The organism is Nostoc foliaceum FACHB-393 (assembly GCF_014698505.1).
GTDB lineage: Bacteria > Cyanobacteriota > Cyanobacteriia > Cyanobacteriales > Nostocaceae > Nostoc > Nostoc foliaceum_A.
Genome location: NZ_JACJTD010000042.1, coordinates 18,748 through 32,894 on the forward strand (window position 1 = coordinate 18,748; position 14,147 = coordinate 32,894).

13 protein-coding genes are annotated in these 14,147 nt (G+C 40.5%); 12 read left to right on the forward strand and 1 reads right to left on the reverse strand.

All coding sequences use genetic code 11. From position 1 onward, the window contains the following. The first annotated feature begins 17 nt into the window (after positions 1–17). The 9 genes from H6G92_RS26630 (at position 18) to H6G92_RS26670 (ending at position 11,053) form a co-directional block, all read left to right on the forward strand. On the forward strand, positions 18–1,430 hold the full coding sequence (locus H6G92_RS26630; protein ID WP_190897653.1) for a hypothetical protein: 1,413 nt from the start codon (positions 18–20) through the stop codon (positions 1,428–1,430). A 138-nt stretch (positions 1,431–1,568) separates the two neighbouring features. Further along, positions 1,569–3,335 carry a type IV secretory system conjugative DNA transfer family protein gene (locus H6G92_RS26635; protein ID WP_190897655.1) on the forward strand — a complete coding sequence of 589 codons (1,767 nt, stop codon included), beginning with the start codon at positions 1,569–1,571 and terminating at the stop codon, positions 3,333–3,335. 86 nt (positions 3,336–3,421) lie between these two features. Continuing rightward, positions 3,422–5,683, forward strand: a complete 2,262-nt coding sequence (locus H6G92_RS26640) for a hypothetical protein (RefSeq protein WP_190897658.1) — start codon at positions 3,422–3,424, stop codon at positions 5,681–5,683. 328 nt (positions 5,684–6,011) lie between these two features. Beyond that, positions 6,012–6,812: a hypothetical protein gene (locus H6G92_RS26645; protein WP_190897660.1), complete on the forward strand. Its 801-nt coding sequence runs from the start codon at positions 6,012–6,014 to the stop codon at positions 6,810–6,812. Positions 6,813–6,822: 10 nt separating this feature from the next. After that, positions 6,823–6,996 (forward strand): hypothetical protein, encoded by a 174-nt coding sequence (locus H6G92_RS26650; protein WP_242059317.1) that lies wholly within the window; start codon positions 6,823–6,825, stop codon positions 6,994–6,996. A 99-nt stretch (positions 6,997–7,095) separates the two neighbouring features. Next, on the forward strand, positions 7,096–8,538 hold the full coding sequence (locus H6G92_RS26655; protein ID WP_190897663.1) for a DUF6884 domain-containing protein: 1,443 nt from the start codon (positions 7,096–7,098) through the stop codon (positions 8,536–8,538). Between the two features lie 28 nt (positions 8,539–8,566). Beyond that, positions 8,567–9,409, forward strand: a complete 843-nt coding sequence (locus tag H6G92_RS26660; RefSeq protein WP_190897666.1) for a hypothetical protein — start codon at positions 8,567–8,569, stop codon at positions 9,407–9,409. A 358-nt stretch (positions 9,410–9,767) separates the two neighbouring features. Beyond that, positions 9,768–10,223 (forward strand): hypothetical protein, encoded by a 456-nt coding sequence (locus H6G92_RS26665; RefSeq protein WP_190897668.1) that lies wholly within the window; start codon positions 9,768–9,770, stop codon positions 10,221–10,223. Positions 10,224–10,225: 2 nt separating this feature from the next. Continuing rightward, on the forward strand, positions 10,226–11,053 hold the full coding sequence (locus tag H6G92_RS26670; RefSeq protein ID WP_242059318.1) for a hypothetical protein: 828 nt from the start codon (positions 10,226–10,228) through the stop codon (positions 11,051–11,053). A gap of 291 nt (positions 11,054–11,344) precedes the next feature. Here the strand turns inward: H6G92_RS26670 and H6G92_RS26675 are convergent, their stop codons facing one another. Then, positions 11,345–11,758, reverse strand: coding sequence for a hypothetical protein (locus H6G92_RS26675; RefSeq protein ID WP_190897680.1), 414 nt, complete (start codon positions 11,756–11,758; stop codon positions 11,345–11,347). Positions 11,759–11,793: 35 nt separating this feature from the next. Here H6G92_RS26675 and H6G92_RS26680 point away from each other — a divergent pair, with 35 nt between their 5' ends. The 3 genes from H6G92_RS26680 (at position 11,794) to H6G92_RS26690 (ending at position 14,126) form a co-directional block, all read left to right on the forward strand. Further along, positions 11,794–12,024: a hypothetical protein gene (locus tag H6G92_RS26680; RefSeq protein ID WP_190897685.1), complete on the forward strand. Its 231-nt coding sequence runs from the start codon at positions 11,794–11,796 to the stop codon at positions 12,022–12,024. A gap of 78 nt (positions 12,025–12,102) precedes the next feature. Continuing rightward, positions 12,103–13,293, forward strand: a complete 1,191-nt coding sequence (locus H6G92_RS26685) for a bifunctional 5,10-methylenetetrahydrofolate dehydrogenase/5,10-methenyltetrahydrofolate cyclohydrolase (RefSeq protein ID WP_190897689.1) — start codon at positions 12,103–12,105, stop codon at positions 13,291–13,293. Beyond that, positions 13,290–14,126, forward strand: a complete 837-nt coding sequence (locus tag H6G92_RS26690) for a glycosyltransferase family 2 protein (RefSeq protein WP_242061185.1) — start codon at positions 13,290–13,292, stop codon at positions 14,124–14,126. Before H6G92_RS26685 ends, H6G92_RS26690 begins: the two co-directional genes overlap by 4 nt. Positions 14,127–14,147: the final 21 nt, after the last annotated feature.

Consider the following 14,147-nt stretch of genomic DNA (forward strand, 5'->3'; position numbering starts at 1 on the left):
TTTTTAAATAACCAGTGATGTATAACGAAAATTTGACCTCCAACAACCAAATTTTAGATATCACAACCGAGGTAACTGCGATAGTACCAGTGAGAGATGCAAGTCAGGAAACCACTCACAAAAAAACCAACCGAGCGCTTGAGTATCGGATGGAAAAATTTAATAATTTACGCTACCTGATGGTAGCAGGACTTATTGCAGGACTTGCCCTACATGGGTTAATCCGGTTTGGAGGTAGCTACAATATCGGCAGTCTCCTATTCGGTGAGAAAGCAGTAGCTCAAACAGTTCCATCGAAGTATTCAAATTTGAACACTTCGATAAATAAAACAAAACAAACCAAACAGCCACAGCCCGTCGCAACTAAATACGTCAACGGCGCACCTACTCCTGACTGGAGTAGTATCACGTTCAAAAATATGAAATTTAGCGGTGCTGGCAGCGTCGAATTCCCTAATATCAAAAACCCTGGTATGAAGGAGACACGCACCTGGAGCGCAGGACAAAGCCTTTCCGAAGTCATGGAACTGGGTGATTTTGAAGCAACTGAGTTCAATATTGAAGATTTCACGCTTGAAGATATCGCCAACATCACGGGAATTAACCTCAAAAATCTCAAACTGTCAGATTTTGAGACACTAGAGTGGCAAACACTCGAAGACCTTGCTGAAGCAATTCCTAATTTAGAAGATTCAAAAGTCGGAGCCATCCCACCAATTCAAGAACTAGTGACCAAAGTTACAGGCAGCACTGCAAGTTACCAAACTGTTGGTGAAGTGCTAGACAATTATCCCAAACTGGGAGAAGTGGAACTTGGTAAGTATGTCAAACTCGATAAGTATAAACTAACCAGCATCCCCGGTATTCAGGATGCACAGCTAAAGGACTTTACTAACTGGCAAAACACAACAATTAGTAAGGTTCCGGGATTAGCAGATGTACCGTTTGATCAGTTCCCCAGTGTTCCCATCCCCGATGTTAGCTTTATCGGCAAAGTAGACTTACCCCTCGGTTCGCTTGAAAGCGGACGCTGGAAGTCAATAAGCGGTAGCTATCAAGCTGGGTTTAATGTCCCGTGCGAGAAAAAGTGCGGTCACATCGAAGTTTCGGGTAGTGAGACTATCGTTGGCGCACAGTGGATGTCCGGTAAAGATCAAAACGTTAAAGGCGGATTCGGCATCTTGGGCAGCCTCAACGGCGGCAAAGAACCTACAGGTCGTCACCCCTTTGGAAAATCATTTAAACAAGTCATTTGGGATATTAACGAAGCTGACGGCAGTATCACCACCGCGATGTTCTTCCGTATCTGCAAGCGGGGATGGGTTGACTTGGGCTGCTCGCCCTACTTCATTGGCCCTGTTCCCTTCTTCACCTACCGCGAAATAGACCCAATTATTCTTGGTACACCTCTCACTGTACCTAAAAAGTAAAAAGGTAATTAGAGAAGAATTTATTCTCTTTAACTTTTGACTTGGAGAAGACATTACACACAACTAATGGAGAAATATGCAACTTCACTTCATTGCATATTTCTTCAATTATCTCATGCAAAATTAACACAGATTAATATGAATAATTATCTGTTTGCAACCGCTAAAGCTAAGACTGTTAGAGAAGTAAAAGCTGCTCATAAAAATAGTAATACTGACTTTAGTAAATATACAGATAAGCTCATGTCACCTCAAGGTTTACTACTTGCAGGGGGAATTGGCTTATTGTTGCTTTTACAGCTTTTTAGTAATGGTAAAAAAGGCAAGCTTGCTACTAGCTATTGGGGTGGAGCAAAGGAAACTGCCCAAGCTAAGAAAAAAGCCTTAAAGCAAATCTTAGCTCCTAAGTGTGATAGTGCTAGTCTGTATATCGGAGTACATAGATACAAGGGTCAAAAATCACCCAAGGGGAGTGGGGGAGTACCAGTTTATGTACCCGATGTCCAACGCGGAACTGCTGTAATTGGCGCACCTGGTAGCGGTAAATCATTCTCGGCTATCAACCCGATGATTTACTCAGCAATAGACCAAGGTTTTGGTATCGTACTATACGACTTCAAGTATGCCAGTCAAGCCAAAATCGCCAGTTATGCCAAATCAAAGGGGTATGACGTACACATATTTGCACCAGGATTCGCCGAATCGGAGGTATGTAATCCCATCGATTTCTTGCGCGATTCCTCTGATGCTGAAACCGCACGGCAGTTAGCTACAGTAATTAACAAGAACTTCCGCCTGTTAGGTAATGCGTCTGAGGATGCATTCTTTGGTCCTGCGGGCGATCAGTTGACGCAGGCTATCTTAATGCTAACCAAGGAGTTTGGCGACCACGCTGATATTATGACGGCTGCGGCAATACTTTCCAGCGAGAAGATGGTCGAACGCTTGATGGCAGCAGCACTAAACCCCTGGATTAAGATAGCTTTTGGTCAATTATTTAGTTCAGCTGGCTCCGAAAAAACCGTGGCGGGTATCGCTGGTAGCGCTTCATTGATGTTCACCCGGTTCATGGCAAGGGGTACATTGGGATGCTTTGTCGGTAAAACAACCCTTCCCCTGGAGGTAAAACGCAAACAGATGATTATCTTCGGGTTAGACCGCGAACGCCGCGATGCTGTCAGCCCCCTGATGACCAGCATTCTCCACATGGTAGTTTCCCGCAGTATCGCCAAAAAACGCAAGGAAGATGGGCCATTAGTAGTATGTCTTGACGAGTTGCCAAGTATCTTCCTTCCAGATTTATTTAAATGGCTTAACGAATCTCGTTCCGAAGGATTCTGCGGTATCTTGGGTTGGCAAAATATGGGTCAGCTTGAAAAGATTTATGGTAAAGAAATCTCTAAAGCTATCCTCGGTGCGTGCGGCACAAAATTTGTTTTTAATCCTGGTGAAGAAGAATCAGCACGATTATTTTCTGCGTATTTAGGTGAAGAGGAAATTAAATATAAACAAAAATCTCGCTCAACTGGAGGGGGTAGGGCTAGCACATCTATCAGCGAACAAGAACGGACTCGGAAGCTATTCGAGCCTGCCCAATTCCTCAAATTACCACCTGGTAAATGTCTATTTATTAACCCAGCTTATAGTAATAAAAATGAGGGTTCAGTACCAATATTAAAAAAAATCAAAATTCCGAAACATATTATCGGAGTCGAACAAGAAAACGATACTAACTGGGATAAAGTCATTAAGGAGCTTGCTAGGAAAAGTACCCAGAAAAAACCCACACAAGAAGATTTAGATTTGCGAGTCAAGGAAGTAGATCGAAAGTTTCCTATCCCACAAGCACCCGTACAAGCAGGCAATGCCCCGTTGCCTGTTGACGCATACAAGAGCTTTTTCTAAAAACTTTAAGTTTGATGGCCAACTGGTTTTTGTAAAGCATAATCAGACTGTTTGAGTTTATAGATTATTTTCACCACAATTAATATATGTTTGACCCCAGACACGCTCAAATTAATGAATCATATTTAAATACAGCTGATACTGCAATTAAAACAAGTCGGGAATTAAGTAAAACCCTCATCAATGCACTTACTAAGATAACTAAAGTAATTCTCGAAAAACTAAAAGAAACTCAAGAAGCAAGTAAAATTGCAGTTGAAGTTGGCAAAGACATTTACAATCTTGTATCTGATGAATCTACCCCTGGTGCATATAAATGGGAAAAGGTAGATTTAACCAGCCAAAGTATAAAAAGCAATCAAGAAACTAATATTGTGTTCATGCCAGATGTATTAATAGAAGGTCAATACACAATAGAAACTGAACCTTTTACAGACTATCAAGCACAAAGAATTGCTGCCAGATTAGTAGAAGATGTACCCAATTTAAATAGTGATTATCAGCAAACAGGTGAGATCGCTCTGAAAATTACAGCTTATCTGGAGTCAGAGGGTTCAGAAAAACAAATCGTTATCTATGAACAAGATAGCGAAGGTAAATGTACAACTAATCTCGTCACTGAAGTACTTACCCCAGATGAAATAATAGATGTAGCAAGTGAACCACTAATTAAGCTACTACCTCCATCTGCTGAAATTATTGAAAATTCTGAAGATACAAAAGAGTTATTATCTGATAATGAAAATTTCACTGCTATAGAAGTAAATCCACTGTTAGATGATAGTCAGCTAACTATAAATAAGTTACTACAAGATGAAAACAGCGAAAACAGTTCGCCCATAACTCAAGTAATAAACTCATCTGTTGAAATAGAAGCAGATGAGAGTTTTGAAGATGATGTAGTCAATAATCTTCAAGAAGAAATAGCACAGTCCAAAGAAACTCTTCAAATCAGAGAGATAGTTGTTAGTAACTACCAACCTCAAAATAAAGCTGAAGAAGAGGTAAATGAAAATGGAACTCCCAATCAGTTTTTCGCACAAGAGCCAGAGGAGCTAGAAACTAATAATCGAAACAAATATGCACCTGAATTTATCTATCAAGAAGTAGCTAACTCCCAAGGTGTAGAGTCAGCAGCGCAGCAGTGGGCGCGTCAAGTTGAAGTACCTATCTATCAAATTAATAATAAACAAGCGCGGGAGGAACGCTACAACGGGGAAAATAAAGACATTGCTGAAACCGCGATCGCAATGTTGAAAAAATACGGCATCCTTGAACAAGACGGGTCGCGTATTTACCGTAGCGATACATTTGTGATTCGCCAAGAGGGAGACACTGTTAGCATTCACCGCCGCAGTGATGAACTATTTGGGTGGGAAAACTCCTTGATGGATTTTAAACTCAACAAAAAAGAGGAACCCAAAATAACGAAAAAACCTACAGAGATGTTACCTATTGAACGTCAGGAGTTTCTGATAGTGGCAGAGTACTTGGGCGACAATGGCAAGCTCCCTGACCTCAACAATGCCGATATCCGTGATGTAGCAAATAGCTTGGGAAGTCTTGCACCCTCTGGCACGATTAAAACCCTCGAAGTATTTAAACAAAACGAGATGTTGCATACCCTCAATAATGTCCTCATCCAGGCTGATAAGGAAGAACTTACAGTAGGTGAATTTACTATCAAGCGATCGCGCGACCCCGAAAATAATCGAGCCAGCCTGCAATTATTTAAAACTACTCAAGAGAAAGGTACTCAGGAACTTGTCCGGTTTGACCTAACTAAAACCGAAGCTGGGATTACTAAAGAGGTCAGCAAGATGAACATCTCTGACTACGACATCAACCAAGTCAAGTTTATTGCCCAGAACGCCAGCAAACTCAACTTGGAACAAATTTTTGGTAACGAACAATCTACACCCACAGCCGCAGCTGCACCCAAAGAACGAGTAATACAAGCAGCTGGTGATATGCCTGTGAAAATTCACCCATATATCGCTGAGGAATGGGCGAACATGGTCAAGCATGGTAGCCCTGACTGGGGAAAGGCAATGAACCAGGGTAATGAAGAGATTCTTCAACGGATAAATGAGAATGACGGCAAGTTACCAATTGCCGACCAGAGGGAAATGTACTTCAAGATTTTAAACCATAAGACAAATGAAGCTGAAAAGAAAGGAGAAACAGTCGTCGATTTGGTTCCCCTCAAAGACATTATGCAAGACTTACAACAATGGCGAGGGAAAGAAATTCGGCAGCAATATACCCCAACTGAATACATAGCCTCCCCTCAAAGGCAAACTGTTGCGGCTGCACCTAAAAGCAAGTCGAGAGAAGTTGAATTGTAAACTAACTATCACCAAGTTATCTAATACCAAGTTTGCAAAGTCGCATTGAAAATATAAAAACTTGAATTGAGAATTTATCCAAATTTGTACGAGTTACGAAATTTAAAAAGCTTATAAAGTAAGCTTTTAACTGATTTTGAATGATTAGTCTCTTTACTTAAATCATTAACGCGATTAAAACAAAAATTACTACGTAAAGCTCACGCAGATACTCAATGTAGTATCTCAAACAAAAAAGCCAAAAGTGAGCTTAACATCCGAACTAAAAAATAGAAACTCACCTATCAGGAGATGGTTTGACTCTAGACTCAACAAGATAGTCATCAAGATGATTACTAACCATAACCAGCTATTAGAAAATCAAGAAATTATCAGACCGATTGATGGGGTAGATTTTCCCTTAGTAGGAAATGCGATCGCCAAAGCACTTGCCAAGTATTTAGGAAACATCTATGAAGACCAAACATGGTTTACTAATTGTCTTGCTCAGGTTGGAGCAAAAGCCCTCAAAATAGAATATGCCTTCGATTATTCCATTACAAATTCAAATTCACTTGAAGAAGAAGCTCTAAAGTGTATGCTCTTGGGTGCATTAGAAAATTATGCTCGTAGCCGTAATATTCATGAGATTATTCAACCTTTTCTACAAGGAGAAAAAACCCTTCAACTTGAAGCACAATACTTCAAAAAATGGCTTCCTAGTATCCAAGATACATCTCAAATCATCGGTATTGTACCCCGTACCTGGCAAACAGTAGCTAATCAAGTAAGTGGGAATATTACCTGCAATGCTTCATATCCTTTAAGTGAATATCTTGGAGGTGCTGATTGCCAGATAATTGCTGGAAATACTCTCATTGATGTACGAACAACTGCCAAAAAGCGTCCCTTCTCTCTAGAGAATTTTTACCAACAAATTAGTTACGTCCTGCTTGATAGCAATGATACCTATAGTATCAATCAATTGGTCTGGTTTTACAGCCGCCAACAGTCGGTATTCTTCTATCCTACTGACAAAATATTCCGCGACTTGCAAGCAACAAGAGAAGAATTTAAGAAAATGATTCTTGATAACTATCACACAAATAGGCTAGCAGAACAAAACAAGTGTTTATATCTTCCCCAGTAAGAATAAAAATATGATTCAAGACTTTCAACTCAATCCTAGCTTCAATATCCACTTCGATGGTATGAAGTATCACGCCAAGATTCACTTTGATATGCTTTTGAAACTGAAGCAGAAGAAATTCCAGCAAGTGATATTAGCACTCTTGCTACAAGAGTATCTAACCGTTGGCGGCAGTATCTTCTGAATATTGCAAATAAATACAGACAGTAATCTACAAGTTAACCTTCTCCAAGCAGAGGGTTAACTTAACGAATAAAAATCAAATTTTGCTCGTTTAAATACTATGAAATTAGGTTTCTATCCAGTATTGGGTAAGAGCGATTTTGTTAGAAGTAAGGGTAAAAAAATTCCAATCTGGCAGTTGCTTGAGTATCAGCCTGTGGGCTGGCTATACTCACTCGCAATCAAGGCAGAAATTGTTCCAGATAGTCCCATTATTCATGACTGTGGATCATTTAACTACCGTGAGCAAGATATCCCCACTCTAAACGGTAAATATGTTGATGCCCACTGGTCTATTCATAGATATCGAGAACGCTCAAAGGTCGGCGATATTATTGTTTGTCCCGACCATTTACTTGTTGGAGAAAATATCAGGGAACGGCAAGAATACAACCTTAAACAAGCAGAAACATTTATCCAGCTTACTAAAAGTTATCTTCCCAACAGAATACCCCTAGCAGTCATCCACGGGCAGTCTCTCAGTGAACGCCTTGAAGTAGCAAAATATCTTTTGGGACTGGGATACCGCCATCTCGGCATCGGTGGGCTTGTTTCCCAGGCGAGAGAGTATTCGATTAACTTACACATTATCAAAACAATCACTCAAGTTGTGCGATCGCTAATTGACTCGGAACGAGTATTGTCGAAGGCGGGCGTTTCGCCATCGCTAATTGACTCGGAACGAGTATTGCCGAAAGCGGATGCAATGCCTGCGGCGGGCGTAGCCATCGCACCATTGCACGAGCCAAATGCTCATCTACACGTTTTTGGATTATGCTCGCCCCAGTATGCCAAAGCTTGTATTCAGATGGGACTATCCTTTGATGGTTCAACTTTTATCCGGGAAGGACTAGGCGGTGGGATGTTCGTCAGCCACGAGGAAAAATTAATTCGGATACCAACCCACTGTGCGCCAAAGTGCAACTGTCATGTTTGCAGGGTTCTCAACCGACATAGGATTGACCCTCGGCTGACAAACAAAGGACGGACGCATACTATGGGAAGAATCGCCCACAACCTCAATTTGGTGATCAGCACCTACAGAAAGTTCACTCCCAAGAAAAAAATCTACCTGGTTACTGGATGTGGCAAGCAGCTTACCTACCCTGCTGCCGCCAAAGACTTATATTATTCCCAGCACTTTCAAGCGTGCCGTCGCTACGTAGAAGAGCAAGACTCAAGATGGTATATCCTCTCACCTTTACATCAAGTTATTAACCCAGAAACAATTATCAAACCCTACGACAAATCCCCCTATTCTTTATCTCACCAGGAACGTATACTATGGGCGCAACAAGTAGCAGAAAACCTCATGCAAGTTGCGTCTGTGGAAATAGAGTTTGTATTTTTGACAGGCAAGCTTTACAGACAGGAGGTAACGCCCATTTTACACGCGAAGGGATACGAAACAAAAGTACCAATGCAGCACCTAGCCATTGGACAGCAACTTGCCTGGATAAAGAAGGAACTGGAGCAAGAAAAACAGCTTGTTTTAAATATATAACCCAGCAGTAATAGCACCAAAATGATTTATGGAGACTACAAAACGAGTAATTAATATAAGTGAAAAATTCGGTAGCTGGATTGTACTAAATAAACAAGGAAAGCAAGTATTATGCCAGTGTGATTGTGGAACCCAAAAACTTGTCTACAGTCACACCCTCACCAATGGTCGGTCAACTAACTGCGGTTGTAAAAAAAGAAAAGAATCCATCCCCGTTGGGGCAAACTTTGGGAGACTAAAAGTTATATCAGATGTAGAAGTTAAGGGGAAAAGGGGTGAATTACTACTCCTTACCCTATGCAGCTGCGGAACCCAAAAGTATATCAGTAAAAATAGCCTAAAAAGAGGGCTTACACAAAGCTGCGGATGCTTACAGCGCGAAACCCTCAAGAGCGATAAAACTGTCCACGGACACTGCAAAAGCCACGAGTATAACTCCTGGTTACACATCAAGCGCATCTGTTATAACAAGAACCACCATCAGTACAAGTATCATGGCGGGTGCGGAATTCAAGTCGATGCATCCTGGCGCGATAACTTTACCCAGTTCTTAAAAGATATGGGAGTAGCACCCGAAGGAACAGTCATAGCACGTATTGATCTAGAGAGTGACTTTGCTCCCGGAAATTGTCAATGGATACCCAGAAAAGAGCATTACCGTCAAATACATTTCTTAAGAAGAAAAGAATTCTTCATTTCTCAAACTTTACCCAAACCAGTTGTTACAAATTGTGAGATTAATGTTTCACCAAATATTATTCGCGCAATTGTCAAAGCTCATGCAAATGGTGAAGCCAATATGAATAAACTTGCTACACAATATCAAATTAGCACTCAAGACGCAATAAATATTATCCTTCAGCACGCTTAATCATAATTTTATTTTTAATAAAAGTGCGTCATCAATTATAATGGCGCACTTTTTATTTCTAATGAATTATTGAACTTTTTAAATAACAATTAATCTATTAATAGATGAATCACCACAGTTATTACACACCTTATAAAGGTAGTTATTAGGAGTAATTCAGCAATCAATAAAATCCCAAGTATTTTACCTGAGCATGAAGTTGACTGCACATGGCTAATAAGGGCGAGTTTTAACTAAGTGTTCATACAAATACGAAATTATTCTTTAGGTAGAAAAAGTAGCTAAATTTTTTACCACAGACGAAATTATCAACTAGCTAGGCAAGCAAAACCTGAAGTCAAAATCATAAAACTTGTACATGATAATACACAACGGCTCTTATATCTGGTTTCACGCAGGACAAACTGCCAGATGGGGAACTATAAATGCGATTAAAGCATTGCCATACTTAATGGTTGCATATCAAATCGACGGACAATGGTATAGTGATCCCGATTTTTTATCACCAAAAAGTCCAGAAGCAAAACCAACAATCCCTATAAGTTCAGCAATTATTCACATACCAAAAACAACAGTTGAGCTACAACCAATTGTTCAATTATGTGCGGGATTTAGCAACATAAAAATTCACAGTCTTTGGGTGGTTAATGCTCCAGATCATGTATTGAAAGATATCTTCGAGTGCAAGCAATGGGACAGTATATCACCCAGACAACTATTAAAAACTCTGCACGAATTAATTCTTTATGGCTACGAAGTCAAAATACTTCCCGCTAAAAAGGAAACCATATCCCCAATCGAATGGATGGAATAGCAATGACTAATAGCAACCAACAACTCACACTTTACTATCCTTGTGTAGTTCAAATTTTAGATCAGTTTGTACAGACAATATCAGCTGAGTTTTGGATACACAATCCAAGAACCGAAAAATGGCATTTGATACCATTTAAAAATGGTGATAGCAGCATATCAGATGATACATATACGACAGCACCACGTATAAGGGCATATCTTAATGAAGAATATCTATCAATAGAAGCCTTGTTTCAAGCCAAAAAAGAGGAAAGTGTAGACTATCCCATTCGACATAAAAGAACTTATCTTACAGTTAAGGGTGCTGCATCTCACAAACTATTCTGGACATGGACAAATCCTCAGACCAATAAAATTGAACGCATCCATTGGCATCCTTTAGCTATAAAAGTAAAGGCAAGTGAAGATGACCGAACTGACTACTCAAATATAACTCCAGTCAAGATTGTAAATGGAAAATTAATTACACTTGAAAAGGACAATCTACCATCAAATAGAGCAGCTTTTTCGGAGTTTCTTGCAGACAGGGAAGAAAACCTCCGCGTTGCACTTGAAGCCCTAAAATCACCCAATCCTGATGCAGCCCTTGAACTGCTAGCCATCATGGAAGAAATATCCAAAGACTGCTTCTACGCCAGTTGGATTATGGGCAATGGATACAATTTAGAATCAATTCTTAAATCATGGGATGGCAATAGCAACGTCAGCTACGGTGGTGGGGAAATTACACAGCAACAGTTAGCACTAATGCACGTTCTTTCTGAACTATCCCAAGGTTGGTGGTTTTGGGATGAAGATCAGGATACTGGGGTAATTTTCCAAAGTTAAACTTACAGGGGAATCGCCTGATTATTTGGGCTGGGAGTATTGCGATCGCTGTACAAGATCGGGAATGCGCTACTGTTAATCGTAAGCGCATTTTTTACACTCAGTATATCGAAGGTTAATTTTGAGTATGGGAAAGATGGCGATATTTGAGAAAAGCGTCTAAGACACTTACTTCGAGCTAAGAGTAAGTATCTACCCCTGTGTAGCAACTGGTTAATCTCTATTTTCAGTCGTTTTAGAGAATAACGATCTCATATCCACTACAGATTATTATTTAGTGATGAATTATACTTACAACTCCATATCGCAATTCCGAGTTGGAGAAAATTGATATTGCCTTTGCCTTGCAGCCGCTATTTCAAAAGAGGTATCAAATTCCGTAACCTTTGTTCCAAGTTTTAATTCCTCGTATAAAGGCACACCATCACCGTCATTATCACTAAGAAGAATCTTGGTCATGATATGAGCTGGGACAACCTGCGCGAGGCGATTTACTACATTAGCAACAAACTCGTTAGATGCTTCGCAGCTATTAAGGTATCTAATCAAAGCATCAGCAGTAGCCTCAGTCATCTTAGCTGGATTTTTTACCCCCGCTTCCAGAATAAAATCATCGTAAATAGCTTTCTCCCTATCAGTAAAATTTTCCTTGTAAGCTTGTTGGATAATTAATTCAGCCTGCTGTTGTTGATTTAAAATTGTCATAGTGGTTTTTAAATATTGTTAAAGGAGTAACAGATATGACACATTATGTTTGCGATTTGTATGGCAATACAAACTGGAAGATTCCAGTAGAAGAAGTCGCCGCTAGAACATTCAATACAGAACAAGAAGCACAACAATGGTTCCAAGAGAAGTGTTCTGATAACAGTATTGAATTTAGTGGCTTCCATGACACTGAACGCTACATCACTAACTGGGTTTCCTGCAACGGACAAGAAGTTGGTGAAATCACCAAACGCCCTACCTAATTGCAACAAATCCTAGTAGAAATTCAGAAAATTGTTTGTACCAGACAATTTTCTTCATCAAATTTAACGCCATATTAAATGACGCTCATAGACGGACAGTTAATACGAGAACACGTAAAGCAAGAATGTCAAAAATACAAATCCATATTTCAAGCATCTCAAAAAGAAGTAGCAATCATCAGATTTGAGTCTTCAGAAAATGCCAGCAATGAATTAAGAGCTAGATATGAAGCAGCCAGAATCTCAGCAGAACAAAAAGTAGCTATTTTCAACGCTATTGGCATTACTCCCAATTATATTGTGCTGTCACCCAATATCGCAGTAGAGCAATTTGATGGCATTGTTCAATCCATTAACGAAAACACCCAAGTCACTGCTGCTATTGTTCAATATCCAATTCCAGCTAAGTTTACAAGCTCAATTGGGCTATTAGAGCCACAAAAAGATATAGATATCGTCCGCAGACAAAGCAACAATTTTTTTGAAAGTTGTGCTACTGCTGAAGGAATCGCCAGAATTGTTGAATCCTACGCACAAAGAGATTCCAATGTTGCAGTTGTCGGCGGAGGTGGCTTTGCGGGCAATGGTGTCATCAAATATTTAGAAGCAAGTAGAATCAGCTGTTTCTGTTTGGAAGACGGCGATGACCTGACTAGAACTCAAGAAGCTGACATTGTAGTATCAGTCACCGGAAGACGAGGAATTTTCACGGACTATGTACTCCCCTCTCATCGCTTGGTTGTCGATGGTGGCTTTACACCTACTGCTTCTGGTGCTGCTGGCGATGTAGACCGCAGTGCTTACAGAATCCCCCAGAACATTACGCCCGTCCCTGGAGGTGTTGGCCCAATAGAAATGGCAATTTTAGCAGAACGTTTGGTAAAAATGGATTTGGGCATAGAACTTGGGAAATGGGACTATCAGCAATTACAGCAAGAACAGATGCAACGCGCTACTATAATTGCCCCCATAGCTAGAGTGTTCTTCGCACAGCAAGCAACTGCCTATCCTCAATCCATTCGCACAGAAAAAGAAAACCTATTTGTCTTGGAAGGCAGTAACTACCAGATCAGCTTCAATAGCACCACGCAAAGTTTAACTGTTGCCAGAACCAATGAAAAGCTAACGCTGATTCGGCTAACTCTTGCAAGTAATCAAATTGAAACCGCCAGGGGTATAACAAACGAGGATATAGCAAGATGGCAGCAAATTCAAACTGCGATCGATTCAACAATAACGCAATCAACTGATAGAGGTATAGAGCTTTGAAACTATCAATTATCACTGCAACCTACAATAGACCTATGCAGCTTGCATCTACTGCACTGCCAAGCATTCAAAGTCAAACTGACCGCAATTTCGAGTGGGTCGTCATCAATGATGGCGCTAATCCTGATACCAAAGATATCATCAACAGCATTAAGGCAAGAGCTGATTTTCCCATCAGTTACATTGAAATGGAACACCCTGATCCGAGCAGTGGCTTTGGCTTGTGCTACGCTCGAAACCTGGGACTAGATGCAGCTGGTGGTGACATTGTTTCATACCTGGATGATGACAACAGCATTGCTCCTGAATTTGTTGCCTCAATGCGGCAGTACTTTGAACAACATCCCAATGTCCGATACAGCATGGCAAGACAGCAGCGCCGCCGCGATGTCATCCGTAATGGTAGTCTTGTTCGCCAAGGGAAACCGTTTATTTCGCCTAGCAATTGCTGCTCCTTACAGCAGCTTCTATGGCAACAAGAGATATTCGACAGCAATGGTTTCGTCCACTACCGAAGCAATGCACCTAGATGGAACCCCCAGTTTCAAGTATTCGCGGACTACGAGTATTTGCTGCAATGCGCTTGCATCTGGGGTGAAGGTGGCTTTGATCTCAATAACAGCATTCTTGTTAACTATATTCAGTCTTCTATCGGTATTATTGGTAGTTCCAACTATGAGCAATGGGCAACTGAGCTATCGCTGATTGTCAGTAACCAAGCAAACTATTTCATCCTTCAGGACAATGCTGTTGAACCCTTAAAGCAGCTTGTAAACGCTTATAGTACTAAAGGAAAAATCTCATTAACGCCAAAAGCATTTGCCCTTCTTTAAATCTAAAGAAGCTTGTCAACA